General features: G+C 68.9%; 22 protein-coding genes. 15 read left to right on the top strand and 7 right to left on the bottom strand.

Annotated elements, in window-relative coordinates; translation table 11 throughout:
- Complete coding sequence (locus tag ACFWZ3_RS05145) at positions 1 to 768, bottom strand: YdcF family protein (RefSeq protein ID WP_439706709.1); 768 nt, start codon at positions 766 to 768, stop codon at positions 1 to 3.
- A gap of 174 nt (positions 769 to 942) precedes the next feature.
- Here ACFWZ3_RS05145 and ACFWZ3_RS05140 point away from each other — a divergent pair, with 174 nt between their 5' ends.
- The 7 genes from ACFWZ3_RS05140 (at position 943) to ACFWZ3_RS05110 (ending at position 10649) form a co-directional block, all read left to right on the top strand.
- Positions 943 to 2388: an esterase/lipase family protein gene (locus ACFWZ3_RS05140; RefSeq protein ID WP_439706708.1), complete on the top strand. Its 1446-nt coding sequence runs from the start codon at positions 943 to 945 to the stop codon at positions 2386 to 2388.
- 57 nt (positions 2389 to 2445) lie between these two features.
- Positions 2446 to 3048, top strand: coding sequence for an IMPACT family protein (locus tag ACFWZ3_RS05135; RefSeq protein ID WP_439706707.1), 603 nt, complete (start codon positions 2446 to 2448; stop codon positions 3046 to 3048).
- Positions 3049 to 3183: 135 nt separating this feature from the next.
- Positions 3184 to 4905 carry a vWA domain-containing protein gene (locus tag ACFWZ3_RS05130; protein WP_439706706.1) on the top strand — a complete coding sequence of 574 codons (1722 nt, stop codon included), beginning with the start codon at positions 3184 to 3186 and terminating at the stop codon, positions 4903 to 4905.
- A gap of 133 nt (positions 4906 to 5038) precedes the next feature.
- Positions 5039 to 5593, top strand: coding sequence for an RNA polymerase sigma factor (locus tag ACFWZ3_RS05125; protein ID WP_439706870.1), 555 nt, complete (start codon positions 5039 to 5041; stop codon positions 5591 to 5593).
- Complete coding sequence (locus tag ACFWZ3_RS05120) at positions 5590 to 6369, top strand: hypothetical protein (RefSeq protein WP_439706705.1); 780 nt, start codon at positions 5590 to 5592, stop codon at positions 6367 to 6369. The genes ACFWZ3_RS05125 and ACFWZ3_RS05120 overlap by 4 nt, the downstream gene beginning before the upstream one ends.
- 296 nt (positions 6370 to 6665) lie before the next feature.
- Positions 6666 to 8654, top strand: coding sequence for an OPT family oligopeptide transporter (locus tag ACFWZ3_RS05115; RefSeq protein ID WP_439706704.1), 1989 nt, complete (start codon positions 6666 to 6668; stop codon positions 8652 to 8654).
- A gap of 225 nt (positions 8655 to 8879) precedes the next feature.
- A complete protein-coding gene (locus tag ACFWZ3_RS05110; RefSeq protein ID WP_439706703.1) occupies positions 8880 to 10649 on the top strand; it encodes an ABC transporter transmembrane domain-containing protein in 1770 nt (589 codons plus the stop codon).
- A gap of 238 nt (positions 10650 to 10887) precedes the next feature.
- Here ACFWZ3_RS05110 and ACFWZ3_RS05105 read toward each other — a convergent pair whose 3' ends face one another.
- Complete coding sequence (locus tag ACFWZ3_RS05105) at positions 10888 to 11721, bottom strand: hypothetical protein (RefSeq protein ID WP_439706702.1); 834 nt, start codon at positions 11719 to 11721, stop codon at positions 10888 to 10890.
- Positions 11722 to 11883: 162 nt separating this feature from the next.
- Between ACFWZ3_RS05105 and ACFWZ3_RS05100 the strand changes: the two genes are divergently transcribed.
- Together ACFWZ3_RS05100 and ACFWZ3_RS05095 are read left to right on the top strand one after the other, a co-directional pair.
- Complete coding sequence (locus tag ACFWZ3_RS05100) at positions 11884 to 12870, top strand: ligase-associated DNA damage response exonuclease (RefSeq protein ID WP_439706701.1); 987 nt, start codon at positions 11884 to 11886, stop codon at positions 12868 to 12870.
- Positions 12871 to 12873: 3 nt separating this feature from the next.
- A complete protein-coding gene (locus tag ACFWZ3_RS05095; RefSeq protein WP_439706700.1) occupies positions 12874 to 14466 on the top strand; it encodes an ATP-dependent DNA ligase in 1593 nt (530 codons plus the stop codon).
- Between the two features lie 80 nt (positions 14467 to 14546).
- On the opposite strand, the gene ACFWZ3_RS05090 is transcribed toward ACFWZ3_RS05095, so the two are convergent.
- Positions 14547 to 15314, bottom strand: coding sequence for an FHA domain-containing protein (locus ACFWZ3_RS05090; RefSeq protein ID WP_439706699.1), 768 nt, complete (start codon positions 15312 to 15314; stop codon positions 14547 to 14549).
- A gap of 99 nt (positions 15315 to 15413) precedes the next feature.
- Here ACFWZ3_RS05090 and ACFWZ3_RS05085 point away from each other — a divergent pair, with 99 nt between their 5' ends.
- Both ACFWZ3_RS05085 and infA read left to right on the top strand, forming a co-directional pair.
- Positions 15414 to 15698, top strand: coding sequence for a polyhydroxyalkanoic acid system family protein (locus tag ACFWZ3_RS05085; protein ID WP_209622850.1), 285 nt, complete (start codon positions 15414 to 15416; stop codon positions 15696 to 15698).
- An 82-nt stretch (positions 15699 to 15780) separates the two neighbouring features.
- Positions 15781 to 15999, top strand: a complete 219-nt coding sequence (infA, locus tag ACFWZ3_RS05080) for a translation initiation factor IF-1 (protein WP_019466733.1) — start codon at positions 15781 to 15783, stop codon at positions 15997 to 15999.
- A gap of 186 nt (positions 16000 to 16185) precedes the next feature.
- On the opposite strand, the gene clpA is transcribed toward infA, so the two are convergent.
- A complete protein-coding gene (gene clpA / locus ACFWZ3_RS05075) occupies positions 16186 to 18456 on the bottom strand; it encodes an ATP-dependent Clp protease ATP-binding subunit ClpA (protein ID WP_439706698.1) in 2271 nt (756 codons plus the stop codon).
- A 64-nt stretch (positions 18457 to 18520) separates the two neighbouring features.
- Positions 18521 to 18847, bottom strand: a complete 327-nt coding sequence (gene clpS, locus ACFWZ3_RS05070) for an ATP-dependent Clp protease adapter ClpS (protein WP_091332759.1) — start codon at positions 18845 to 18847, stop codon at positions 18521 to 18523.
- A gap of 129 nt (positions 18848 to 18976) precedes the next feature.
- On the opposite strand from clpS, the gene ACFWZ3_RS05065 reads away from it, so the two are divergent.
- The 3 genes from ACFWZ3_RS05065 to hflD are packed head-to-tail and all read left to right on the top strand — an operon-like array spanning position 18977 to position 21218.
- Entirely contained in the window at positions 18977 to 19465 is a 489-nt protein-coding gene (locus tag ACFWZ3_RS05065) for an NUDIX hydrolase (RefSeq protein ID WP_439706697.1), read from the top strand.
- Positions 19462 to 20598: a tRNA 2-thiouridine(34) synthase MnmA gene (gene mnmA / locus ACFWZ3_RS05060; protein WP_439706696.1), complete on the top strand. Its 1137-nt coding sequence runs from the start codon at positions 19462 to 19464 to the stop codon at positions 20596 to 20598. Before ACFWZ3_RS05065 ends, mnmA begins: the two co-directional genes overlap by 4 nt.
- The gene (gene hflD, locus ACFWZ3_RS05055; RefSeq protein WP_439706869.1) at positions 20595 to 21218 is read left to right on the top strand and encodes a high frequency lysogenization protein HflD; all 624 of its coding nucleotides are present in this window, start codon (positions 20595 to 20597) and stop codon (positions 21216 to 21218) included. The genes mnmA and hflD overlap by 4 nt, the downstream gene beginning before the upstream one ends.
- An 82-nt stretch (positions 21219 to 21300) precedes the next feature.
- On the opposite strand, the gene ACFWZ3_RS05050 is transcribed toward hflD, so the two are convergent.
- Positions 21301 to 22227, bottom strand: a complete 927-nt coding sequence (locus ACFWZ3_RS05050) for a LysR family transcriptional regulator (protein ID WP_439706695.1) — start codon at positions 22225 to 22227, stop codon at positions 21301 to 21303.
- Positions 22228 to 22486: 259 nt separating this feature from the next.
- Between ACFWZ3_RS05050 and acnA the strand changes: the two genes are divergently transcribed.
- Positions 22487 to 25165 (top strand): aconitate hydratase AcnA, encoded by a 2679-nt coding sequence (acnA, locus tag ACFWZ3_RS05045; RefSeq protein WP_439706694.1) that lies wholly within the window; start codon positions 22487 to 22489, stop codon positions 25163 to 25165.
- 273 nt (positions 25166 to 25438) lie between these two features.
- Here the strand turns inward: acnA and ACFWZ3_RS05040 are convergent, their stop codons facing one another.
- A complete protein-coding gene (locus ACFWZ3_RS05040; RefSeq protein ID WP_439706693.1) occupies positions 25439 to 25879 on the bottom strand; it encodes a hypothetical protein in 441 nt (146 codons plus the stop codon).
- Positions 25880 to 25976: the final 97 nt, after the last annotated feature.

Below are 25976 nucleotides of genomic sequence, written 5' to 3'. Positions count from 1 at the left end.
TCAGTCCTCCGCCGGCCCCTCGTTCTCCGTCGGCACGTCGGTCCGCCCGCGCCACGCGTACCAGTGATACAGCGCCATGCCGACGTATTCGTGCATGGCGGCATTGGTGACGTAGAGGTTGTACGCGCTGGGCAATAGCGACCACACGCCGCGCAGATAGTCCGCGCGTACCGGCGTCACCTTGATCCCGAAGTGCTCGAACGCGAACACCGCCCGCCGCAGGTGGTGCGCCGAGGTGACCAGCCAGACGCGGTCGGCGCCGATCTGCCGGAGCATGCCGCGCGCGTACAGGGCGTTACCCCAGGTGGTGAGGCTGTGCTTTTCCAGCACCATGTCCTCGCGCGGCACGCCCAGTTGCATCAGCGTGCGCTTGTAGGTGCGAGCGAGCGGCTCGCCCGTGTTTTCCGCATCACCGCCGCTGACCAGCAGCGTGCAGCGTGCGCCGGACGCACGGCAGTCGCGGTAGAGCACGACCGCCTCGGCGATGCGCGAATAGGCGGTGTGACCCGGCTCTAGCGGCCCGCCCGGTGGATAGGTCGCCCCGGCAGTGAGCAGGACGATCGCATTGGACGGCGCCCAGTCCAGCGCCGGCCGCTGCGCGTAGGGTGACTGCCATACCCGCAGCAGCAGCTTAGGCAGCGCGCCGCAACCGGCCGCGACCAGGAACGCCAGCGCGAGCACGATGCCGGTGAGTCGCAAGCGTCGCCAACCCAGCCGGCCGGCCAGCCAGGCGAGGACGAACAACGCGATCAGCAGGTGCACGGTCATCGGCGGCGCTCTCCACGGTCGAGTCCGGCATTATGCGGACGCAAAGATGAGCGGAAGGTCGTGCAGGAACGCACCCTGTACGCGACCGTGCGGGCAGTCGCACGCAGGCTGCGCTCTTGCGGGGAGACGTCATCGCGCCTGCTACGCTCCAGCCACCCCACGAAGGACCACCGCATGACGACGCTCGTCTTCGTCCATGGCTGGAGCGTGACCAGCACCGCCGTCTACGGCGCCATGCCGCGGCGCGTGCAGGAAGCCGCGCGCAGCGCGGGCCTGGCGCTGACGGTCCACGACATCTACCTGTCCGAATACGTGAGCTTCGACGATGCGGTGACCATGGGCGACCTGGTGCGCGCGTTCGACCGCGCCCTGCGCGACCTGCACCTGTCGACCGGCAGCGTCGCCTGCATCACCCATTCGACCGGCGGTCCGGTGGTGCGCGAATGGCTGCGTGCGCAACGCGACACGCCAGGCAGCTACAGCACCATCCGGCTCAGCCACCTGGTGATGCTGGCGCCGGCGAATTTTGGCTCGGCGCTGGCCAGGCTGGGCAAAGGCACGCTGGGCCGGCTCAAGGCCTGGTTCAACGGCGTCGAGCCCGGGCAGCGCATCCTCGACTGGCTGGAACTGGGCAGCGCCGCTTCACTTTCGCTCAACCTCGACCACATCCATGGCGCCGACCCGGCGGCGAAGGGCCAGTTCCTGTTCGTGCTGACCGGCGACCGGCCCGACCGTTCGCTCTACGACCACCTCAACAGCTACACCGGCGAGAACGGCTCCGACGGCGTGGTGCGCATCGCCTCGGCCAATCTCAACGCGCGCCATGCCGTGCTGGCGGTGGCGGCCGGGAAGCGCGGCCTCGCGGCCGACACGCTTTCGCTCAGCCTCCTGCGTGGCCCGCGTTGCGCGTTCAAGCTGATTGCGGGCGCCGCGCACTCGGGCGAGGACCAGGGCATCCTCGCCGCCGCGGCCCCGGCGACCGTCGACGCCATCGTGCGCTGCCTCGCCGTCAACGACGCTGGCGCCTACGCGGCCGTGTGCGATGCCTTCGACACCGAGAACCGGGCCCGCGATGCCGACAAGGTGGAGTTGGAGCCGGCTGGCCCGTTCGCCCCGCGCGTGCACATCCACGACCCGCGCAGCATGCTTGTCCTGCGGCTGGCCGACGACACGGGCGAGCCGCTCACCGGCGCGGGTTTCCTGCTCACCGCCGGTCCGGAGGCCAGCCTGGACCAGTTGCCGCCCGGCTTCCTGACCGACCGGCAGGCCAACGCAGCCGATCCCTGTACCGTCACCCTGTTCCTCAACCATGCGCTGCTCGCCGGCGACGCCCGCGTGCCCGACCCGCGCAACCCCCGGCGCACCCTGCGTGCTGCCGTGGCCAGCCACCGCCCGTACGGTGCGCGCGTACAACCGGCCGACCTGGCCGGACTGGTGCACCACGTCCTCGCCGCCAGCGCCGCGGACGAGGACCTGTTCGCGATGCTGGGGCCGCACCAGACCACCGTGCTCGACGTGGTGCTGCCGCGACGAGTCCACGAAGGCGTGTTCCGGCTGACGCGGGACCTCGTGCCGCAGGATTTCCGCCATCCCGATCCGGGCCCGTCGATCGGCAATTGAGGCGGCCAGGCCGGCACGGCGTGGTACCGTGCCGCCGTTACGCCACTGCCCATCTGCATGTCCGAGACCCTGCACGTCCTCGTCGCCGCCTGCCGGCACGCGCAGGACATCCGCAAAAGCCGGTTCCTTGCACAGGCCGCACCGGTCACGTCGATCGGGCAGGCGATGGCCTTCCTGCACGAGGTCGCCGACCCGGCGGCCACGCACAACTGCTGGGCCTACCGCATCGGGCAGGACTACCGCTTCAACGATGACGGCGAACCCGGCGGCACTGCCGGCCGCCCGATCCTGCAGGCGATCGAGGGGGCCGGCGTGGACCGCGTGATGGTCGTGGTGACCCGCTGGTACGGCGGCATCAAGCTCGGCGCCGGCGGGCTGGTGCGTGCCTATGGCGGCACCGCCGCCGAATGCCTGCGCCTGGCCGAACGCGTGCCACTGGTGGCGATGGCACAGCTGATCGTGCACTGCCCGTTCGCCGACCTGGCGTTGGTCAAGGCCCGTTGCCCCGGCTGGCAGGCGCGCATCGAACACGAGAGTTTCGACGCCGAAGGCGCCACGCTGGAGCTGGAGCTGCCGGCCGACCGGATCGACGAAGCCTGTGCGCGCATCGTCGACCTCACCCGTGGCCAGGCGCGCGTGCGCACGGTGCCACCCCTGTAGGAGCCCACTTGTGGGCGATGCTCCTGGCTTCCCGCGCGAAGAGCATCGCCCGCGAGCGGGCTCCTACAAAAATCGCTTAACCCCTTTTGGGTCGACGCTCCGTTTCATCTCCCACACCCAGAGGGAGATCCGCCGATGAACGCCCTGCGTAGCCTGCTGCTTGCATTGCTCGTGCTCCTGGTCGGTTGCACGGCAAAGCCGTCCGCGCGACAACCCGCGGCCGAGGCCCCGCCCGTTTCGACCATCCCATCGGCTCCGACGCCCGCGCCCCCGCCTCCGCCACCCGCCACGCCACCGGGACCCTACATCACGCGCAAGGTCGCGCCGCCCGCCCCGCCCGCCATGGAAGTGATGGCACAAGCGGTCGCCCCGAACGCCCTCTACGCCGTATCCGTACCTTCGTGGAGCCAGCCACCGGTCAACACCGAGCGCTACACCCACCACGAGGACAACCCGGTGCAGCTGGCCGCCGAGCAGCCGGTGTCCACCTTCGGCATCGACGTCGACACCGGCTCCTACACCAACGTGCGGCGCATGTTGAACGAAGGCGCTCTGCCGCCGGCCGACGCCGTGCGCGCCGAGGAGTTCGTCAACTACTTCGACTACGGCTACGCGCTGCCAGCCGACCGCGCGCAGCCCTTCAGCGTCACTACCGAACTGGCTCCGGCGCCGTGGAACGCCAAACGTCGGTTGCTGCTGATCGGCATCCAGGGCTACCGCGTACCGGCGGCGCAGATCCCGGCCGCCAACCTGGTGTTCCTCATCGACACCTCCGGCTCCATGGACGAATCGGACAAGCTGCCGTTGCTCAAGGCCTCGCTGCGGCAGCTGGTGCGCCAGTTGCGCAGGCAGGACCGCGTGGCGATCGTCACCTATGCCGGCAGCGCGGGCGTGGCGCTGCCGTCCACGCCGGGCGACAAGCACGCCACCATCGAGGCGGCCATCGACGCGCTTGGCGCCTACGGTTCCACCAACGGGGGCGCCGGCATCGACCTGGCCTACGCACAGGCCGAACAGGGCTTCATCGAGGGTGGCGTCAACCGCGTGATCCTCGCCACCGATGGCGACTTCAACGTCGGCACGGTGGACGAGCAGGCGCTCAGGACGCGCATCGAAGACCACCGCAGGAGCGGCATCGCGCTGACCACGCTGGGCTTCGGCGAAGGCAACTACAACGATGCCATGGCGGTGATGCTCGCCGACGTCGGCAACGGCAGCCACCACTACATCGACAGCCTGCAGGAAGGCCGCCGCGTGCTGGTGGAGGAGATGTCCGCCACGCTGCTGACGATCGCCAGGGACGTGAAGATCCAGGTCGAGTTCAATCCGGCGCAGGTGAAGGAGTACCGCCTGATCGGCTACGAGAAGCGCGTGCTGCGCCGCGAGGACTTCAACAACGACAAGGTCGATGCCGGCGAGATCGGCGCCGGCGCCAACGTCACCGCGCTGTATGAAATCGTGCCGCAAGGCTCGGACGGTGGGCGCATCGATCCGCTGCGCTATGGCGAAGCGAAGGTGTCCGGCACGCACGGCAACGAGCTGGCCTTCCTGCGCCTGCGCTACAAGCTGCCAGGGCAGTCGCACAGCCGCCTGATCGAACAGCCGATCGCCGCACAGGCCTCGGCCCGCGCCAGCGATCGGCTGCGCTTCGCCGCCGCGGTGGCGGCCTTCGCCGACCAGTTGCGCGGTGGCAAGGGCACGGGCGACTTCGGTTATCGCCGCATCATGGATCTGGCAAACGCGGCGCGCGGCCGCGACCCGGACGGCTACCGCGCCGGCTTCGTGCAACTGGTGGGACTGGCCGACGGCCTGGCCACCCACGCGCCCGATGGGAACGCGTCCACCGCGGCGCGCTGAGGCCACCGGCCCCGCCGCAGCGACGGCGGCAGCGGATGCGCACCCTCCTTGCGCATCCCTCCCCGGCCGCCGGCGCGCGGCGGGGCCGGACCCGATGGCAACCATCGAAACAAATCGCGTACCCTCGCCGGCCATGGACGCCGCGGTCGACCCGGATGCGATGCTGATGCTGGCCTATGCCCGCGGCGACCTGGCCGCGTTCGAGGCGCTCTACGCACGCCACCGCGCCACGCTCTACCGCTTCGTGCTGCGCAGCCTGCGCGACGCGGCGCTGGCCGAGGAGGTGTTCCAGGAGACCTGGAGCCGGGTGATCGCCACCCGCTCGCGCTACCAGCCGCAGGCCCGCTTCCGCACCTGGCTGCTGCAGATCGCCCACCACCTGGTCGTCGACCAGTTCCGCACGCGCAGGCCGCAGGCCGGCAGCGAGGAAACCGAGGTGGTGTTCGCCCACCTGGCCACGCCCGAGGGCGAGCAGCCGGAGCACGCGCTGTCCGAGTTCGAACGGCGTCGCCACCTGCAACGTGCCATCGAACAACTGCCGGACGAACAGCACACTGCCGTGCTGCTGCGGCTGGAACACGAACTGAGCCTGGAGGAAATCGCCGAGGTGACCGGCGCGGGCCGCGAAACGGTGAAGTCGCGCCTGCGCTACGCCATGGACAAACTGCGCGAGGCGCTTGCCGAATGAACACTCCGCTGCCACCGCAGGAACCGGAAAAGCTGCCTGGCGAGGTCGAGCTCGCGGCGCTGTATCGCAAGCTGCCGCAGGCCGAGCCCGGCCCGGCGCTGGACCAGGCCGTGCTCCGGGCCGCCGCGAAGGCGCTGGCCGACGACGCCGAGCGTGCAACCGCCACGCACGCCGTGCGCCGTCCCCGCTGGCCGGTGGCCCTGGGCAGCGCCGCCGCACTCGTGCTCGTCGCCGGCCTGGCCTGGCACATGCGCGAGTTGCCCGAAGCGACCGCGCCGGCCGCGCAAGCACCCGCCGACATGGCCGAGCGGAGCGCGCAGGCGCCGACCGCCCCAGCCGTCCCACCACCGCCACCAGCGCCCCCCGCCCCAGCCATGGCCGAGCCAGCGCCAGCCCGGCAGGCCGTGGCAGCGAGGGCGTCGCAGCCACCGGCCCGCAAGGCGTTCGCACAGCCGGAAGCCAAACCACAAATCAGGCAGCAGGTTGCCGTGCCGATGCCGGCACCCATGCCGGCGCCGCCTGCGGTCATAGAAACCACCACCCCCGCACCGGCCCTCGTCGCGCCGCTGCCCGCGCCTCCCGCCCCCCCCGCGCCCCCCGCAGCAACGGCCGCCAACTTCGCGGCGGAAAACCCGGCCGCCGAACTCGAAGTGATCCGCCACTTGTTCGCCCAGGGCAACGACAAGGAAGGAAGCGAGCGGCTCACCCGCTTCCGCAAAGCCCACCCGGACATCGCCCTTCCCGACGACCTGCGCACCCACCTGCCGCAGCCCTGACCGGAACCGTGCCCGCCTGATCCTGTAGGAGCGCACCCTGTGCGCGACCGCGGGGCTCGTGCTTGCCTTTCCATCCCACCTCTCGAGGACGGCCATCGCGCCATCTTGCGCATGGCGGTCGCGCACAGGGTGCGCTCCTACATCCGCGAGAGGTGGCGCAACGGAAAGCCCGACGGGCCGGGAAGGCTGCATCGCACCCATCCACGCTATGCTCCCCACCGCGGCCTGCCGGGGAGCGGTCGCGAGGGGCGCGCCATCGGCGCGCAGGGGAACCAACCAGAACGGAAACCGCTTTCGTGAATGTCCAATCCCAAGGCGCCAAGCGCACCGAATTCACCCTACGCGGCCTGATCATCGGCATCGTGATCACCGTGGTGTTCACCGCGGCCAACGTGTTCTTCGGCCTGAAGGCCGGCCTGACCTTCGCCACCTCGATCCCGGCGGCGGTGATCTCGATGGCGATCCTGCGGGCGATGAAGAACTCCACCGTGCAGGAGAACAACATCGTGCAGACGGTGGCCTCGGCCGCCGGTACGCTCTCGGCGATCATCTTCGTGCTGCCGGGCCTGATCATCATCGGCTGGTGGAATGGCTTCCCGTTCTGGATGTCCTTCGGCATCTGCGCCACCGGCGGCGTGCTGGGCGTGATGTACACGATCCCGCTGCGCCGCGCGCTGGTCACCGACTCGGACCTGCCCTACCCCGAAGGCGTGGCCTGCGCCGAGGTGCTCAAGGTCGGCTCCAGCAATTCGGCCGAGGCGGCCGAGTCGGTCGAATCCGGCGGCGCCGGCCTCAAGGCGGTGATCGTGGGTTCGATCGTTTCGGCGGTGTTCTACGTGATCGTCAAGACGCGCGTGTTCGCCGAGGCGGTCTCGGACTACTTCCGCGTCGGGGACCGCGGCGCGGCGACCGGTTTCGACTTCAGCCTGTCCTTCGCGTTGTTCGCGGTCGGCCACCTGGTCGGCCTGTGGGTGGGTGTGGCGATGCTGGTCGGCGCGCTGATCGGCTGGGGCTGGGCGGTGCCGCACTTCCTGCTGCTGCACCCGGAAGCCGGTTCAGCGGCGGATGCCGCGCAGGCGACCTGGAGCCACTACGTGCGCTTCGTCGGCGCCGGCACCATCGGCGTGGCGGCGATCTGGACCTTGGCCAAGCTGGTCAACCCGGTGATCAGCGGCCTGGCCGGGGCCATGGCCGCCTCGCGCGTGCGCAAGGCCGGCAAGCTGGAAACCCTGCCGCGCACCGAGCACGACATCCCGATCGGCGTGGTCGGCCTCATCACGGCGATCTGCCTGGTGCCGGTGGCCTGGTTGCTCGGCCACTTCGCCAACGTCAGCGGGCTGGGCTCGCATACCGCGCTGCTGGTGATCGGCGGCGTGATCTTCGTGCTGGTGCTGAGCTTCCTGGTCTCGGCCGTGTGTGGCTACATGGCCGGCCTGATCGGTTCGTCCAATAGCCCGCTGTCGGGCATCGGCATCCTGGTGGTGATCATCGCCGCGCTGCTGCTGGTGCTGGGCGTCAAGGCGATGATGCCCGAGAGCGCCGGCAAGGCGCTGGTGGCGTTCGCGCTGTTCATTACCGCGATCGTGTTCGCGGTGGCCTCGATCGCCAACAACAACCTGCAGGACCTCAAGACCGGCCAGCTGGTCGACGCCACCCCCTCGCTGCAACAGTGGGCGCTGGTGATCGGCGTGATCGCCGGCGCGGTGGTGATCCCGCCGGTGCTGGACCTGCTCAACCAGGCCTACGGTTTCCTCGGCGCCCCGGGCGTCGATCCCGCCCGCGCATTGCCGGCACCGCAGGCCGGCCTTATCTCGGCGCTCGCCCAGGGCGTGATCACCGGCAACATCGACTGGAGCCTGATCACCATCGGCGCCGGCATCGGCGTGGCACTGATCATCGTGGACGAACTGCTGGTGCGCACCAGCCGCGCGCGCCTGCCCCCGCTGGCGGTCGGCCTGGGCATCTACCTGCCGACCTCGACCACGCTGATGGTGGTGGTCGGCGCGCTGGTCGGGGCCTGGTTCGACAACCGCGCCGACCGTCGCCCGGACGGCGAAGCGACCAAGCAGCTGGGCGTATTGCTCGCTTCCGGCCTGATCGTGGGCGAAAGCCTGCTCGGCGTGGTGGTCGCCGCGATCGTGGCGATCTCCGGCAAGCAGACCCCGCTGGCGCTGGTCGGTGATGGCTTTGATACCCCGGCGATCTGGATCGGCGGCATCGTCTTCGTCGCCAGCATCGTGGTGATGTACCGCTGGATCGCCCGCATGGGCCGCGGCACCGCCTGATGCCTTGAAACCCTCCCAGGGCCCACTCGCCGGATTCCGGTTCGTGATCCTTCCCCCGTTCGACGGGGGAAGGTGCCCGACAGGGCGGATGGGGGAAGCCTTGCCTCAAAGCCTCGAACGACCGCGGCTCCCTGTCTCGGCACAGGGAAGGGAGCAGCCGCGCAGCGCTTGGGGAATCCCCGCCCGCCCCCACCTCTTGAGGCTTCCACCCCTCCAGGCGCCTCGATGAGCGACCCCACGCCCCCCGGCAAGCCCACCGCCCGCGTCGGCGCCCTGCGCCAGCTGTGGCCTTTCCTCAAGCCGCACAAGGCGTTGGCGATCGGCTGGCTGGTGTTCCTGGGCCTGTCCTCGGGCTCGACCCTGGTGTTGCCGATGGCCGTGCGGCACATGATCGACGCCGGCTTCGGCCATGCCAGCAGCGACACGATCAACCGCACCTTCCTGGGCCTGTTCGCCGTGGCGCTGGTGCTCGCCTTCGCCACCGCGGCGCGTTACTTCTGCATCACGTTGCTCGGTGAGCGCTCGCTCGCGGCGCTGCGCACGAAGCTTTACGCCCACGTGATCCGGCTGGACGTGGGCTTCTTCGAGCGCTCGCGCGTGGGCGAATTGACCTCACGCCTGGGTACCGACACCGAAGTGGTACAGGCGCTGATCGGCTCGGGCATCTCGGTCGCCCTGCGCAGCGCGGTGATGCTGCTGGGCGCCAGCGCCATGATGGTGTGGACCAGCCCGCGGTTGGCCGGTCTCACGGCGCTGGTGATACCGGCAGTGATGCTGCCGATCCTGGTGTTCGGGCGCCGCGTGCAAAGGCTGTCGCGCGCCAGCCAGGACCGTCTCGCCGACGCCGCGGCGATCGCCAACGAAACCCTCAACGCCGCGCCCGCGGTGAAGGCCTATGCGCGTGAAGGCATCGAGAGCCGGCGCTATGGCGACGCCATCGACCGTGCGCTGGACAGCGCACGCCGGCGCATCGGCATGCGCGCGCTGCTCACCGCGGCGGTGATCGTGCTGTTCTTCGGCGCCATCACGCTGGTGCTCTGGGTCGGCGCGCGGGACGTGCTGGGCGGCACGCTCAATGCGGGCATCCTCGGCCAGTTCGTGCTGTATGCCGTGTTCGCCGCGGGCTCGGTAGCCGGGCTGTCGGAAGTCTGGGGCGACGTTTTGCGCGCAGCCGGCGCCATGGAAAGGATCGGCGAACTGTTCGGCGAACAGGCGCACATTGCCGATCCGCCGCAGCCGCTCGCCCTGCCCCGTCCGGTCAGCGGCGCGCTGCGTTTCGAGCACGTCGGCTTCCACTACCCCACGCGGCCGGATGCGCCGGCGCTGCACGACTTCAGCCTGGACATCCGTCCCGGCGAAACGGTGGCACTGGTCGGCCCCTCCGGCGCCGGCAAGAGCACCGTGTTCGCCCTGCTGTTGCGCTTCTACGACCCGCAGACCGGCGCCATCCGGCTCGACGGCATGGACCTGCGTGCGCTCGCCCTGCAGGAATTGCGCGGCACCATCGCGCTGGTACCGCAGGAAACGGTGATCTTCGCCGGCAGCGCCGCCGACAACATCCGCTTCGGCCGCCAGGCGGCGAGCGATGACGAGGTGCGCGAAGCCGCCGATGCCGCCGAAGCGCACGAGTTCATCAGCGCGCTCGCCGACGGCTACGATGCGGAACTAGGCGAACGCGGCGTGCGACTGTCCGGCGGCCAGCGCCAGCGCATCGCCATCGCGCGCGCGATCCTGCGCGACGCCCCGCTGCTGCTGCTGGATGAAGCCACGTCGGCACTCGACGCGCAGTCGGAAGCGGCCATCCAGCAGGCCCTCGAACGCCTGGAGAAAGGTCGCACCACCCTGGTCATCGCCCACCGCCTGGCTACCGTGCAACGCGCCGACCGCATCGTGGTGATGGACGGCGGACGCATCGTCGCCCAGGGCACCCACGAAAGCCTGCTGGCCGAAGGTGGGCTGTACGCGGAGCTGGCACGGCTGCAATTCGTGGCCTGAAACGGATGCATTTCCTGCAGGAGCCCATCTGCGCGCGACCGTCGTGTCGAACGGTCGCATACAGCTGTGCGCTACGCCGGCCCTCAAAACGCGTCGCCCCCCGTAAGAGCCACGCGTGGATGTTGCTCTTGGCCCCGACTGCCAAGCCACACAGTTAGGGTTCCTAGAAAGGCCTGGAGCCGAGCCTCCCCGCAAGTGAAATCAAGAGGCGTTGAGCGGGCGCTATGCGATCACTTCCTCAGAGGGATTCCGTGGCCGGCCGCGATGCGGTGGTGCGTTCCAGCCATAGCGTCGCAACGAACGGCCCACGGGTCGCCGCCAGCTCGACGACAAGACGTGGAAGACGTTCGCTCGGCGTGCTGCGGGGGTCGTAGGCGTGGACGCCACAGCCATCCTGCGTACAGTTCCAGCTCTCCAAATGCGCCGCGACCGGCGTCAGGACGAACGGCGACGAGGCCACGAGCTGTCCGGTCACCGAAGGCCCGACCGCCCCCGGGGTCGGCGGCGCATAGCGCGAGTGGTAGTTGCCCATATACGCGATGACCAGACCATCAGGCGCGAGGCCATCAAGCTCGTGGCGGATGTGCTCTGCCATGCCCGTATCATCGAACAGAGCGAAACCACCGGCAGCCTTGATGGTCTGCTCATCCGGATAGTCCGGCACCATGGCGAACACATCCACGTCGGTGCCTTGCGCGCGCAACGCACGGACGCGATCGATCAATTGCAACATGGCCTTGCTCGAGCGGCCGTCCCGTCCTTTCCAGAACGAAGCGCGCAAAAGGTTCGCGCGGTCGTCCGCGCCCCCGCTTGAGCGCAGGTAGCTGTCCAGCGTCGCCTGCATGGCCGAAGGCATCTCCAGGCCGAGGCGTACTGGTCGTTCCTCGGCCGCTTGCTCGACCAGGGCGCCAACCAGTGCCGGGACTTCGTTGGAGCCGTGGACTTCCCCGACGATCACCAGCCGGTGGACCGCGCAAGCGTGGAGCAGATCCTTTACCGCCTGCACAGGCGAAGCTACGGCGCCGGTCGTTACCTGCCGGCAGGCTGCGGGCGCCTCGCGCGCAATCGCCATCGGCCCCGGCAAAGCCAGGCCCAAGGCTACGGCACACGCCACACGGGTCCCTCGTCTCATGGTGGTCTTCCTTGGGCTAAAACCCTATTTAACACCCTTCCTCCCATCGCCCAAACCGGACTATTGGCGCAACATTGACGCCATCGTCCCTAGCGTCGTCTCGTGCCTGACATCCTTCTCGAGCCCCGCCCCGAGGGCCTCTACTGCCCCGCCGGCGGCTTCTACATCGATCCGGCCGAGCCGGTGGCGCAGGCCGTGGTGACGCACGCTCACGGCGACCATGCACGCCAGGGCAATGCCTGTTACCACGTGGCACGCGCCGGACTCGGGCTGATGCGCGAGCGATTGGGCGAGCCGGCACGGATCGAGGCCTACGACTACGGCGAACCGTTCACCCTGGGCGAAGTGCGGGTCTCGCTGCATCCGTCGGGTCACATGCTGGGCGCAGCGCAGGTGCGGATGGAACACGCCGGGCGCGTCGTGGTCGTTTCAGGCGACTACAAGCGCGAGCCGGACCCGACCTGCGCGCCGTTCGAGCCCGTCGCCTGCGACACGTTCGTCACCGAATCGACGTTCGCCCTGCCGGTGTATCGCTGGCCGCCGATGACGCAGGTGGTCGATGAGCTGCTCGCGTGGTGGGACGACTGCGCCCGCCGCAAGGTGTCGGCCGTGCTGTTCTGCTACGCGCTGGGCAAGGCGCAGAGGCTGCTGGCGGAGTTGGCTCCCCGGGTCGATCGCGTGGTGCACCTGCACGGCGCGCTGCTGCGCCTGACCCAGCTCTATCGCCATGCTGGCGTGGCGATGCCTCCCACGCAGCCGCTGGAGGAGAACGCGCGCGGCGCCGCGCTCGCCGGCGAGCTGGTCCTCGCGCCGCCCTCGGCGGCCGGTTCGCCCTGGATGCGGCGATTTCCAAACGCCTCGACCGCCTTCGCGTCGGGCTGGATGCAGGTTCGTGGCAACCGCCGCCGACGCGGCTATGACCGCGGCTTCGTGGTGTCGGATCACGCGGACTGGGATGGCCTGCTGCGCAGCGTGCGAGACAGCGGGGCCCGCCGCATCTACGTCACCCATGGCGACGGCGACGCGCTGGTGCGTTACCTGCGCGAGCAGGGTCACGATGCGTTGCCGCTGTCGGCCTTGGGAGCCTGAGCGATGCGCCGCTTCGTGCAGCTCTACGCCGCGCTCGACCGCACCGGGTCCACGACCGCCAAGCGCGATGCCATCGCCGCCTTCCTGCACGACGCGCCGCCGGCGGACGCCGCGTGGGCGGTGTACGTGCTCGGTGGCGGCAAGCTCCGCCGGCTGGCCAGCGTCACCGAGTTGCGCCAGGCGACCGGCGCGGCGACCGGGTACCCCGACTGGCTCATCGACGAAAGCTACGCGCATGTGGGCGACCTGGCCGAGGCCATCGCCTTGCTTTTGCCGCCCGGCGAGCGGTCCGACGACACGCCGTTGCACGTGTGGATGGAGCAGCGTCTGCCGTCCCTGAGCCGGCTCGATCCGAGCGCTCGCGTGGCCCAGTTGCAGGCCTGGTGGGCGACCCTTCCATCGGAGGAGGTCTTCCTGCTCAACAAGCTGATCACCGGCGCGTTGCGGGTGGGCGTGTCGCAGCGGCTGGTGGTGCAGGCGCTGGCGCTTTGGTCGCAGTTGCCGACCGACCTGATCGCCCACCGGCTCAGTGGCGACTGGAGGCCCGATGCCACCTCGCTGGCCGCGCTCGCACAGCCGGCCGGTGACGACGCCCACCGCGAGCATCCGCCGTACCCCTTCTTTCTCGCTTCGCCGCTGGAGTCGCCCGTGGAAAGCCTCGGCGGTCGCGACGAATGGCTGGCCGAATGGAAATGGGACGGCATCCGTGCCCAGCTCATGCGTCGCGGAGACGAGGCTCGGCTGTGGTCGCGCGGTGAGGAACGGCTGGATGGCCGCTTTCCGGAAATCGAGCAGGCTGCCCGCGCCCTGCCCGCCGGCTGCGTGCTCGATGGCGAGATCCTGGCCTGGGACAGCGATGCGGCAGCGCCACGGCCGTTCACCGCCCTGCAGAAGCGCATCGGCAAGCTCAAGCCCGGCGCGAAGCTGCTGGCCGAGACGCCGGTGCGCTTCATGGCGTACGACCTGCTGGAACTCGATGGCGCGGATCTGCGCGAGACGCCGCTACGTGAACGACGCGAGCGGCTCGCCGCGGTGCTCGAAGGCATGCCCTCGACCCTGCTGCTCTCGCCGGCGGCCGATACGGACGACTGGACCGCGCTGGCGCAGCTGCGCGAGCAATCGCGCGAGCGGCGCACCGAGGGGCTGATGCTCAAGCGCCTGGACTCGCCCTACCGCGTCGGCCGCAAGCGCGGCGACTGGTGGAAGTGGAAGGTCGATCCCTACACGCTGGACGCGGTGCTGATCTACGCCCAGTCCGGCCACGGCAGGCGCGCGGGCCTGTTCACCGATTACACCTTCGGCGTGTGGGACCGCGGCCACCTGGTGCCGGTGGCGAAGGCCTACTCGGGCCTGGACGACGCCGAGATCGCACGGCTGGATGCCTGGATCCGTGCGCACACGCTCGAGCGCTTCGGGCCAGTGCGTTCGGTCGAACCGGAGCATGTGTTCGAGCTGGCCTACGAGGCGATCCAGCGCTCGGGCCGGCACAAGTCGGGGGTTGCCGTGCGCTTCCCGCGCATCCTGCGGTGGCGGTCGGACCTGTCGATCCGCGATGCCGACCAGCTGGAAGACCTGAAGCGCATGGCGGAAGGCTGAGTCCCACTGTAGGAGCGCACCTGTGCGCGACCGCGGGCCTCCCGGTCGCGCACAGGTGCGCTCCTACAGATATGCCGCGGTCAGAACCGCACCAGCAGGATGAGCGCGATCAGGAACGCCAGCACCGCCGCCGTGGCGATCAGCCACCACACCTCGCCGCGGGGGCCGGCCTCGTCCTCGGGCAGATGCTCGACGGCCGGTTCCGGTGGCGTACCGGCCGGCGCGGGCAACAACCCGGGCGCGTCGACCACGAAACGGTGCATGGCGATGCCGAGTTGGTCACCCGGGTGCAACGCCGCCTGTTCCACCGCCATGCCGTTGAGCCGCAGGGGGTAGCGCGGCGGCGTCGGCCCGGCGGCCACGCGCAGCTCGCCTTCCTTCCAGAACAGCGCCAGCGTGGCCGTCGCGGCTTGCGGCAACTCGAGCGGCTGGTCGCCCTGCGGGCCGAGCTCCAGCCGCTCCTGCAAGGGGAACACGCGCCCGGACAACGGCCCGGCGACCGCGCGCAGGGCGGCGGTACAACGGCCCTGCTCGGAAAGCGTGACCGGCTTGCGCGTGGCTGGCGCCTCGTCCGCGCACAGCAGCATGCGGCAATCGCCGAGGCTCAGGATGTCGCCGGCGCGCAGCAACGCACGTTCGCGCACGGGGCGTGCGTTGACGTAGACGCGGCCCGCGCCCGAAAGCACTTCGAGCACCCAGCCGCGGCGGTCCTGCAGGATGCGCAGGTGGTGCGCCGCGCCCTGCTGGGCCGAGACCACCAGGTCGTTGTCCGGCGCGCTGCCGATGCGCAAAGCGACCTGCGCCCAGCGGAACTCCTCGCGAGCCGAATTGGGAAACTCGATGCGCATCTAAAGACCGATCCAAAGATGGCCGGGACTCTAGCAGATGCATGGCCTCTCCTTCGCGCACGCCGCGTAAGATGGGCGATCCACACGGAGGCCTTTTCCATGCCCAAGATCGACATCCGCCGCCCGCACAACCTCCCGCTGGACCAGGCCCGCGCCGTGGTCGACAAGGTCGCCGCGCGCATGCGCGAGAAGTTCGACATGCAGAGCCAGTGGCAGGGCGACACCCTGCGGTTCTCGCGCTCGGGCGTGAGCGGCGGCATCGCGGTGGCGCCCGAATCGGTGCACGTCACCGCCGAGCTCGGCCTGATGCTCTCGCCCCTCAAGGGCATGGTGGAGCAGGAAATCCGGCGCAAGCTGGACGAGTACTTCGGGGGCGCCGCCTGAGCTTCCTTTGATCAGGCGCCCGGACGTGGCATACTTGCCCGCTTACGCGGCCGCCACGGCCGGGCCCTACACACCGGAACGCATGGCCAAAGACGACGTCATCGAAATGGAAGGCACGGTCCAGGAGACCCTGCCCAACACCATGTTCCGTGTGCAGCTGGAAAACGGGCACGTGATCACCGCCCACATTTCCGGCCGCATGCGCAAGCACTACATCCGCATCCTCACGGGCGACAAGGTCAAGGTCGAGATGACTCCCTATGACCTGACCAAGGGGCGGATCACCTACCGAATGAAGTAGGCGCCACCGGGACAAACGGAAAGGCCGCGCATCGCGCGGCCTTTTTCGTGGGCAGACGGCTTGCCGTAGGAGCGCCCTTGGGCGCGACCGCACGTCGCATCGACCCACGCGGTCGCGCCCAAGGGCGCTCCTACAAGGCATGAAGCGCGACCGGGCCAGCTCCCCCGTGAAGGGGGGAAGCCAAGTTCACTCCACCACGACCGGCATCTTCTCCGCCGTTTCGGTCTCAACGTGCAGCTCGCCGTCGCGCACGCTCAGCAGCACCTTGCCGCCCTCGGACAACTTGCCGAACAGCAGCTCGTCCGCCAGCGCCCGCTTGACCTTCTCCTGGATGACACGCGCCATCGGACGCGCGCCCATCTGCGGGTCGAAGCCGTGCTCGGCCAGCCAGCGGCGGGCGTCGGCATCGACATCCAGGCTGACGTGCTTGTCGGCCAGCTGCGCTTCCAGCTCGATCAGGAACTTGTCGACCACGCGCAGAATGTGCTCGAAGTCCAGCGCATGGAACTGGATGACGGCGTCCAGGCGGTTGCGGAACTCGGGCGTGAACATCTTGCGGATGGTTTCCAGCGAGTCGGTCGCATGATCCTGCTTGACGAAGCCGATGCTGCGGCGCGACGCCTGCTGCGCGCCGGCATTGGTGGTCATCACCAGGATCACGTTCTTGAAGTTCGCCTCGCGGCCGTTGGTGTCGGTCAGCACGCCACGGTCCATCACCTGCAGCAGGATGTTGAACACGTCCGGGTGCGCTTTCTCGATCTCGTCCAGCAGCAGCACGGCGTGCGGGTGCTTGGTCACCGCTTCGGTCAGCAGGCCGCCCTGGTCAAAGCCGACGTAGCCCGGAGGTGCACCGACTAGGCGCGACACCGAATGCGCTTCCATGTACTCGGACATGTCGAAGCGGATCATCTCGATGCCGAGCTGCAACGCGAGCTGCTTGGTCACCTCGGTCTTGCCGACACCGGTGGGACCGGCCAGCAGGAAGCTGCCGATCGGCTTGGTCGGGTCGGCCAGGCCCGAGCGGGCCATCTTGATCGACGCGGCCAGCGCCTCGATCGCCTGGTCCTGCCCGAACACCACCATCTTGAGGTTGCGCTCGAGGTTCTTCAGCACGTCGCGGTCCGAGGCCGACACCTGCTTGGCAGGGATGCGCGCCATCTTGGCGACGATGTACTCGACCTCCGGCACGTCGATGGTGCCGGTGCGCTGGTCCTCGGGCAGCAGGCGCTGGCGTGCGCCGGCCTCGTCGATGACGTCGATGGCCTTGTCCGGCAGCAGGCGGTCGGGGATGTGCTTGACCGACAGGTCCACCGCGGCCTTCAGCGCCTCGTTGGTGTAGGCGACGTTGTGGTGCTCCTCGAAGCGCGTCTTCAGGCCCTTGAGGATCTCGATGCTGTCGGCCACGGTGGGCTCGACCACGTCGATCTTCTGGAAGCGGCGGGCCAGCGCGCGATCCTTCTCGAAGATCCCGCGGAATTCCTGGAACGTGGTCGAACCGATGCAGCGCAGCTCGCCCGACGCCAGCATCGGCTTGATCAGGTTGGACGCGTCCATCGTGCCGCCAGAGGCGGAGCCCGCACCGATGATGGTGTGGATCTCGTCGATGAACAGGATCGCGCCCGGCTGCTTCTTGAGCTGGGTGATCACCGCCTTGAGGCGCTTTTCGAAGTCACCGCGGTACTTGGTGCCGGCGACCAGGGCGCCCAGGTCGAGCGACCAGATCACCGCGCTCTCCAACACCTCCGGGACTTCGCCCTCGACGATGCGCTTGGCCAGGCCCTCCGCCAACGCGGTCTTGCCGACGCCCGCGTCACCCACGTAAAGCGGGTTGTTCTTGCGCCGGCGGCAGAGCACCTGGATGGTGCGCTCGATCTCGTCCTGGCGGCCGATCAGCGGATCGATCTTGCCTTCCAGCGCCAGGTCGTTGAGGTTGGTGGCGTACTCGCTGAGGGGGTTGCCCTTGCTGTCGGCACCCTCCTCGCCCTCGCGCTCGCTGCCGGGCATGCCGGTGCTCGGCTCGTCGCCGATCTTGGCGATGCCGTGCGAGATGTAGTTGACCACGTCCAGCCGGGTGATCTCCTGCTGATGCAGGAAGTAGACGGCGTGGGAATCCTTCTCGCCGAAGATCGCCACCAGCACGTTGGCGCCGGTGACCTCCTTTCGGCCGGAGGATTGCACGTGGTAGACCGCGCGCTGGAGCACGCGCTGGAAGCCGAGCGTCGGCTGGGTGTCGCGCTCGTCCCCGTGGGGCAGCACCGGCACGGTCTCGGCGATGATCCGCTCGAGCTCGGCCGACAGCCGCGGCAGGTCCACGCCGCAGGCGCGCAAGGCGCCCAGCGCGGACTGGTTTTCGGTGAGGGCGAGCAACAGGTGCTCCACGGTCATGAACTCGTGGCGCTGCTCACGGGCCTGCTTGTAGCAGTGGCCGATGGTGACTTCGAGATCCTTGCTGAACATCCGGACCTTCTCCGCTGGGGAATGACAGGGCGGCCTAGCCGCGATGGCTACAAGATGGGGCCGCTCATAGCTTTTCCATAGTGCACAACAAGGGATGCTGATGAGTCCGTGAGTACTCGTTCACCTGCGTCACTTTCGTCTCCGCCACCTCGCGGGTGAAGACGCCGCACACGCCCTTGCCGCGGGTATGCACGTGCAGCATCACCTGCACCGCGCGCTCCTGGTCCATGGCAAAAAAGCCGCGCAGCACCTCGACCACGAAGTCCATGGGAGTGAAATCGTCATTCAGCAGCACAACTTGAAAAAGTGGCGGCCGTGCCAGTTCCGGACGGCTGGTCTCGACGGCCAGGCCGTGTCCGCTGCCGGGGTCGTGTTCGGGTTCGTGGGCCATTGCTCGTGGGGACTTTGTACTGGTACGGAGTATACGCCGCGATGGATGCAGCCTAAGTCGCGCCGTCGTGCAGGACGCGACCCGTTTAGGTGATGGCACAATGGCGCATTTCCAGCCCTCCCCTCCCCGATGTCCGTCACCTCCCCCGCCTCGTCCGTCTGGCGCCCCCACGTCACCGTCGCCTGCGTGGTGGCGCGCGGCGAGCATTACCTGATGGTCGAGGAGGAAGTCGGCGGTCGCCTCGTCTACAACCAGCCGGCCGGCCACCTGGACGACGGCGAGAGCCTGCTGCGGGCCGCCGTACGCGAGACGCTGGAGGAGACCGGCTGGACGATCCAGGTGGAACACTTCCTGGGCGTGCACCAGTGGCGCAGTACCGAGCATGGCGAGGGCGTGGTGCGCTTCAGTTTTGCCGCGCGCGCGGTGGCGCACGATGCGCACCGGCCGCTGGACGCGGGGATCCGTCGCGCCGTCTGGCTGACCCGCGCGGAGATCGCTGCGCTCGGCGACCGCCTGCGCAGCCCGATGGTGCTGCTCAGCATCGACGCCTGGCTGGCGGGGCGGCGCCTGCCGCTGGACGTACTGTCCAGTCTGCTTGGGGAGCCAGACCTGCCATGAAGGTGATGTTGGGCGTCTCCGGCGGGGTCGACTCGTCGGTCGCCGCGCTGCTGCTCCAGCAGGCCGGCCACGAGGTCGAAGGCCTGTTCATGCAGAACTGGGAAGAAGACGACCGCGACGGGCCGTGCAGCGCCGACGCCGACCGCAAGGACGCCCTGGCCGTCTGCGGGCGCCTGGGTATCCCCTTTCACGCACGCAACTTCGCCGGCGAGTACTGGGAAGGCGTCTTCGAGCACTTCCTGGCCGAGTACCGCGCCGGGCGCACGCCCAACCCGGACGTGCTGTGCAACCGCGAGATCAAGTTCAAGACGTTCCTGGACGAGGCGCGCGCGCTGGGCGCAGAGAAGATTGCCACCGGGCACTACGCGCGCGTCGACGAGCGCGACGGCCAGTACCGCCTGCTGCGTGCGGTGGACGCGGGCAAGGACCAGACCTACTTCCTGCACGCGCTGGGCCAGCGGCAACTGGCGTCCACGCTGTTCCCCGTCGGCGAGATCGAGAAATCGCAGGTGCGCGAGTTGGCCCGTGCCGCCGACCTGCCCACGCACGCCAAGAAGGATTCGACCGGCATCTGCTTCATTGGCGAGCGCGACTTCCGCAGCTTCCTGGCGCAGTACATTCCAGCCCGTCCCGGCGAGATGCGCACCCCGGAAGGGACCTTGGTGGGCGAACACCAGGGCACCATGTATTACACGCTGGGCCAGCGGAATGGACTGGGCATCGGCGGGCGCCAGGGCATGCGCAGCGAGCCGTGGTACGTGGTTGGAAAAGACGTGGCGGCAAACGTGCTCTACGTGGCGCAGGGCGGCGAGAACCACTGGCTGCAATCGAAAAAGCTGCGGGCCGAAGCGCCGACCTGGGTCGCCGGCATGGCTCCGGCGACCTCGTTCCGCTGCACCGCCAAGACCCGCTACCGGCAAGCGGACCAGGCATGCGAGGTCCAGGTGTCAGGCGCCGGCCTGGAGGTGTACTTCGACGAACCCCAGCGTGCGGTCACCCCGGGCCAGTCGGTGGTGTTCTACGACGGCGAGGCCTGCCTGGGCGGCGCCGTGATCGCGGCCACCGACGCGCCGTACGGTGGTCTTTCCCCCTTCCCGCAGGACCTTCAGACGTGCTCGACACCCTCGCCATGAATGAACCTCGCGTGCTCGCGCTGGCCGGCCTGTTCCAGGCGGCAGGGCTGGCACAGCAGCTGGCCAACCAGGGACGCTGCGACGAGGGCGCGATGGAGTCGAGCGTGGCCAGTGTGTTCCGTATCGACGCGCCCTCGGTGGCTGCCGTCTACGGAGGCGTAGGCGGCGTACGGCTGGGTCTGCGCAACCTGATCGGCCAGCTCGATGACAGCAGTCGCGACATGGGGCTGACCCGGATGGCGGTCACCGTCATGCGGCTGGAACGCAGCCTGGCCCGCCGTCCCGAGCTCACCGCCAAACTGCAGGAGGGCATCGTTGCGGCGAAGCGGCAGGTCGACCATTTCGGGCAGGACTCCCCGCAAGTGGTCCGACGCCTGGCCGATCTCTACGCCTCCACCCTGTCGACGCTGAGCCCGCGCGTGATGGTCAGCGGCAATCCGCAGTTCCTGCAGCAGCCGGCGGTGGTGGAAAAGGTGCGCGCCAACCTGCTGGCGGCCGTACGGTCCGCCGTGCTGTGGCGGCAGGTCGGCGGGCGGCAGTGGCAGATCGTCCTCAACCGCCGCCAGTGCAGCATGCTGGCGCGGGGGCTGCTGACCGGAGTGACGCTGGACAACGGCTGAGCCGGAAAGTCCCTGTAGGAGCCCGCTTGCGGGCGATGCTCCTGGCCAGGCATTCGCAAGAGCATCGCCCGCAAGCGGGCTCCTACAGGTTCACGGCCAATCCGGGGCGCTGCTGCGCCACCTTGCAGAGCAGCTCGGCGAACGCCTGGATGTCCGCATGCCAGGGAGACGCCTCTCGCCAGTACAGCGCGATTTGCCGGCCCGGCACCGCGCCTTCCAGCGGCACCACCGTGAGTTCGGGCTTGGAAGCCAGCCGCTCGCGCGCCAGCGCAGGCACCAGCGCATAGCCGCCACGCAGGCCGACCAGTGCAGCCAGGCTCTCCAGGCTCACGTCCTGCACGTGTCCACCGTGGCCACCCTGCCCGTCGATGCCATCCGGGTGGCTCTCGGCCATCAGCGTGGCCTCGGCCTCGTCCAGCTCGTCCAGCGACACGCTGGCGCGGCCAGCCAGCGGGTGGTCGGCCCGGAACAGCACCTGCCACGGTTCGGCGAACAACGGCCGGGTGGCAATACCGCTGGGGGCGTTGGCCGGCGGCGCCAGCACGGCATCCAGCTCGCCCTCGTGCAGGCGGCGCAGCAACCCGCGCGGCTTGCCTTCGGACAGGCTCAGCCGGGCCGCCGGGAAATGCAGCGGGAACGGTTCGACCAGATGCGGAAGCAGGTAGGGGCCGAGCGAGGCCGGCACGCCCAGGCGCAGCTCGCCGCCAAAGGCGACCGTGCCGGCGCGGGCCGCCTGCTGCAGATGCTCGGCCGCATCCAGCACCGCGTCGATCCGCTCCAGCAGCCGCTGCCCGCCCGCGGTCGGCACGATGCGCCGACCGCCGCGCTCGAACAGCGGCGCGCCCAGCGCCTGTTCGACCTTCTGCACCTGATGGGACAAGCCCGACGGACTGATGTGCATGGCCCGCGCGGCGCTGTTGAAGCTGCCGTGCCGATGCACGGCCTGGACCAGCGCCAGGTCGCGCAGCGATACCGCAGAGAGCGCCGTCGAAATCATCGAATGCTGCATGTCACCAAAAGCGTTTGTGCGGAAGGACGGGCCGTCGCATGCTTGGCGGCCAACGGCGGGAAGGTCGGCTCATCCCGACCATTCTAGCCGCCCCGCTCGCCCGCGCCGCGCGAACGCACTACCCAGCCAACCCGCCAAACCTCGAGCGCCGCGAGGACGCATGGCGCGGTATTTGCGATAATCACGGGCCTTTGCGCGCGCTTGGCCGCCGCAATGCTGTCTCCCCAGCCGCTTCAAAGCTCAAGCCAGGAGTTCCGTCATGAAAGACTCGTTTTCCATCCGCGACACCCTCGAGGTCAACGGCAAGCGCTATGCGTACGCCAACCTCGCCAAGTTCGGCGAGCGCTTCGACCTCAAGCGGCTGCCGTACTCGCTGAAGATCCTGCTTGAGAACCTGCTGCGGCACGAGGACGGCATCAACGTCACCACCAAGGAAATCGAGGCGGTCGCCAAGTGGCAGGCCAAGGCCGAGCCCGACACCGAAATCTCCTTCATGCCCGCGCGCGTGGTGCTGCAGGACTTCACCGGCGTGCCCTGCGTGGTCGACCTGGCGGCGATGCGCGATGCGGTGGTCAAGCTCGGCGGCGACGCCACCCAGATCAACCCGCTGGCGCCGGCCGAGCTGGTGATCGACCACTCGGTGCAGGTCGACGCCTACGGCTCGGAATCGGCGCTGGAGAAGAACGTCGAGATCGAATTCGAGCGCAACCAGGAGCGCTATGCCTTCCTGCGCTGGGGCCAGAAGGCGTTCAACAACTTCAAGGTGGTGCCGCCACGCACCGGCATCGTGCACCAAGTGAACCTGGAGCACCTGGCCCGCGTGGTGTTCACCGCGGAGAAGGACGGCCAGCTGTGGGCCTACCCGGACACCGTGTTCGGCACCGACTCGCACACCACCATGATCAATGGCGTGGGCGTGCTGGGCTGGGGCGTGGGTGGCATCGAGGCCGAGGCGGCCATGCTGGGCCAGCCCTCGTCGATGCTGGTCCCGCAGGTGGTCGGCTTCAAGCTGACCGGCAAGCTTTCCGAAGGCGTGACCGCCACCGACCTGGTGCTGACCGTCACCCAGATGCTGCGCAAGCTCGGCGTGGTGGGGAAGTTCGTCGAATTCTTCGGCGACGGCCTCAAGCACCTGCCGCTGGCCGACCGCGCCACCATCGGCAACATGGCGCCGGAGTACGGCGCGACCTGCGGCATTTTCCCGATCGACCAGGAGGCGCTGAACTACCTGCGCCTCTCCGGCCGCAGCGAAGAGCAGATCAAGCTGGTCGAGGCTTATGCCCGCGCGCAGGGCATGTGGCACGACGAGAACAGTGTCACCCCCGAGTTCACCACGACGCTGGAGCTCAACCTCGCTGACGTGCGTCCGTCCATGGCCGGCCCCAAGCGCCCGCAGGACCGCGTGCTGCTCGAGGGCGTCAAGCAGAGCTTCCACGACGTGGTCGGCCCGCTCACCGCCAGCCGCAAGTCCGGCAGCGGCAGCGTCGGCGTCACCAAGGACGGTGAGAATTTCACCCTGAAGGACGGCTCGGTGGTGATTGCCGCGATCACCTCCTGCACCAACACCTCCAACCCGGCGGTGATGCTGGGTGCCGGCCTGGTCGCCAAGAAGGCCGCCGCCAAGGGCCTGAAGGCCAAGCCGTGGGTGAAGACCTCGATCGGCCCGGGCTCGCTGGTGGTCAGCGATTACCTGGAGAAGACCGGCCTGCTGAAGGAGCTGGAGAAGGTCGGCTTCTACATCGTCGGCTACGGCTGCACCACCTGCATCGGCAACTCCGGCCCGCTGCCGGCCGAGATCAGCCAGGGCATCGGCGCCGGTGACCTGGCGGTGGCCTCGGTGCTCTCGGGCAACCGCAACTTCGAAGGCCGCGTGCACGCCGAAGTGAAGATGAACTACCTGGCCTCGCCGCCGCTGGTGGTCGCTTACGCGCTGGCCGGTACGCTGGACATCGACCTGACGTCCGACCCCATCGGCCTGGGCAGCGACGGCCAGCCGGTGTACCTGAAGGACATCTGGCCGACCAACCAGGAGATTTCCGACGCCATCGCCGGCGCGATCAACCCGCAGATGTTCGAGAAGAACTACGCGGACGTGTTCAAGGGCGACAGCCGCTGGAACCAGATCCGTTCGGCCGAGGGCGCGCTGTACGGCTGGGACGATTCGACCTACATCAAGAACCCGCCGTATTTCGACGGCATGACGATGGATCTGTCCAAGGTCGACGACCTGCACGGCGCGCGTGTGCTGGGCCTGTTCGGCGATTCGATCACCACCGACCACATCTCGCCGGCCGGCTCGATCAAGAAGGACAGCCCGGCGGGCCGCTTCCTGATCTCCAAGGGCGTCGAGCCGAAGGACTTCAACTCCTACGGTTCACGCCGCGGCAACGACGACGTGATGGTGCGCGGCACCTTCGCCAACATCCGCATCAAGAACCTGATGCTGGACGGCGTCGAGGGCGGCTATACCGTGCACGTGCCTTCGGGCGAGGAGATGTCCATCTACGACGCGGCCATGAAGTACAAGGCCGAAGGCACGCCGCTGGTGGTCATCGCCGGCAAGGAATACGGCACCGGCTCCTCGCGCGACTGGGCGGCCAAGGGCACCCTGCTCCTGGGCATCAAGGCGGTGATCGCCGAGAGCTTCGAGCGCATCCACCGCTCGAACCTGGTCGGCATGGGCGTGCTGCCGCTGCAGTTCAAGCACGGCGAGAACGCGCAGTCGCTGGGGCTGACCGGCAAGGAGTCGATCGAGATCCTGGGCCTGGAAGGCGGCGAGTCGAAGGAAGCCAAGGTGATCGCCACCGCGGCCGACGGCACGAAGAAGGAGTTCGCCGTGCACGTCATGCTGCTCACGCCGAAGGAGCGCGACTTCTTCCGCCACGGCGGCATCCTGCAGTACGTGCTGCGCCAGCTGGCCGGCCGCAAGGCGGCCTGAGGCTAGCGCCTGGATCCAGCGAAAGGCCGCCTCCGGGCGGCCTTTTCGTTTCCGTAGTCCCCTGCATCCGGATGTTCCTTCCCCCGCCTGCGGGGGAAGGTGCCCGGAGGGCGGATGGGGGAGGTCTTGCCTCAGACTCCCCTATCAAGGGTCCGCTTCGTGAGGGGAAGCCTTTCGCCAGGCTTCCCCCATCCGCCTGTCGGCACCTTCCCCCGCAAGCGGGGGAAGGCTCGGTAGGAGGCGCACGGGAACTGTGAGCGACAGGCCAACGGGCTAAAGCTGCCGCTTCCACGTCGCGCTGTAGCAGCGCCACTCGTCCCCATCCCTGCGCCACGCCGTTTCCACTTGGTACACGCCCGCCGCATCCGGTAGCAGGCGGCTGCCCTGGGTGAGCGTCACGGTGAAGTCCGCCACCAGCCGCTCGCCGCGCCGCTCCACCGAAATCGGCCCGAGCGTCACCCCGACGTGCTCACCACGCAGACGCGCCAGCCGGATCAGGTTCGCGATCTCTTTCCGCCCGAGCCGGCCGCCATTGCCGTCGAAGTCCTCGCTGAGTGGCTCGACCACGCCGCCGGCATCGGCCTGTTCGGCAGCCTGTTCGGCGGATGCGATCGCCTCGCGAATGCGTGTTTCGTCAGGCGCGTGCCGGCATCCGGCGCTTACCGCGAGCACCAGCGCAAAACCAACGGAAGACAGCATTTTTCGCACTTGCATGAACCCTCCGATCCTCGCCGCAACGCGGCTTGCCGCCGTGCGCGGGCGTATGCTCCAATGCCTCGGCCGCAAGGCCGAACGGGGAACAGGAACAGTA

It is taken from the genome of Frateuria sp. GZRR35 (assembly GCF_051900415.1).
Lineage (GTDB): Bacteria > Pseudomonadota > Gammaproteobacteria > Xanthomonadales > Rhodanobacteraceae > Frateuria_A.
This window is presented reverse-complemented; position numbering and strand designations above follow the sequence as displayed.

Excerpts from the sequence above, each read along its gene's own strand:
- ACFWZ3_RS05095 (WP_439706700.1), top strand. The coding sequence starts at position 12,874 with ATGCGCCGCTTCGTGCAGCTCTACGCCGCGCTCGACCGCACCGGGTCC.
- ACFWZ3_RS05120 (WP_439706705.1), top strand. The coding sequence starts at position 5,590 with ATGAACACTCCGCTGCCACCGCAGGAACCGGAAAAGCTGCCTGGCGAG.
- clpS (WP_091332759.1), bottom strand. The coding sequence starts at position 18,847 with ATGGCCCACGAACCCGAACACGACCCCGGCAGCGGACACGGCCTGGCC.
- ACFWZ3_RS05085 (WP_209622850.1), top strand. The coding sequence starts at position 15,414 with ATGCCCAAGATCGACATCCGCCGCCCGCACAACCTCCCGCTGGACCAG.
- hflD (WP_439706869.1), top strand. The coding sequence starts at position 20,595 with ATGAATGAACCTCGCGTGCTCGCGCTGGCCGGCCTGTTCCAGGCGGCA.
- ACFWZ3_RS05125 (WP_439706870.1), top strand. The coding sequence starts at position 5,039 with ATGGACGCCGCGGTCGACCCGGATGCGATGCTGATGCTGGCCTATGCC.
- ACFWZ3_RS05145 (WP_439706709.1), bottom strand. The coding sequence starts at position 768 with ATGACCGTGCACCTGCTGATCGCGTTGTTCGTCCTCGCCTGGCTGGCC.
- ACFWZ3_RS05065 (WP_439706697.1), top strand. The coding sequence starts at position 18,977 with ATGTCCGTCACCTCCCCCGCCTCGTCCGTCTGGCGCCCCCACGTCACC.
- clpA (WP_439706698.1), bottom strand. The coding sequence starts at position 18,456 with ATGTTCAGCAAGGATCTCGAAGTCACCATCGGCCACTGCTACAAGCAG.
- ACFWZ3_RS05040 (WP_439706693.1), bottom strand. The coding sequence starts at position 25,879 with ATGCAAGTGCGAAAAATGCTGTCTTCCGTTGGTTTTGCGCTGGTGCTC.
- ACFWZ3_RS05050 (WP_439706695.1), bottom strand. The coding sequence starts at position 22,227 with ATGCAGCATTCGATGATTTCGACGGCGCTCTCTGCGGTATCGCTGCGC.
- ACFWZ3_RS05140 (WP_439706708.1), top strand. The coding sequence starts at position 943 with ATGACGACGCTCGTCTTCGTCCATGGCTGGAGCGTGACCAGCACCGCC.
- ACFWZ3_RS05105 (WP_439706702.1), bottom strand. The coding sequence starts at position 11,721 with ATGGCGATTGCGCGCGAGGCGCCCGCAGCCTGCCGGCAGGTAACGACC.
- ACFWZ3_RS05135 (WP_439706707.1), top strand. The coding sequence starts at position 2,446 with ATGTCCGAGACCCTGCACGTCCTCGTCGCCGCCTGCCGGCACGCGCAG.
- infA (WP_019466733.1), top strand. The coding sequence starts at position 15,781 with ATGGCCAAAGACGACGTCATCGAAATGGAAGGCACGGTCCAGGAGACC.
- acnA (WP_439706694.1), top strand. The coding sequence starts at position 22,487 with ATGAAAGACTCGTTTTCCATCCGCGACACCCTCGAGGTCAACGGCAAG.
- ACFWZ3_RS05130 (WP_439706706.1), top strand. The coding sequence starts at position 3,184 with ATGAACGCCCTGCGTAGCCTGCTGCTTGCATTGCTCGTGCTCCTGGTC.
- ACFWZ3_RS05090 (WP_439706699.1), bottom strand. The coding sequence starts at position 15,314 with ATGCGCATCGAGTTTCCCAATTCGGCTCGCGAGGAGTTCCGCTGGGCG.
- ACFWZ3_RS05110 (WP_439706703.1), top strand. The coding sequence starts at position 8,880 with ATGAGCGACCCCACGCCCCCCGGCAAGCCCACCGCCCGCGTCGGCGCC.
- mnmA (WP_439706696.1), top strand. The coding sequence starts at position 19,462 with ATGAAGGTGATGTTGGGCGTCTCCGGCGGGGTCGACTCGTCGGTCGCC.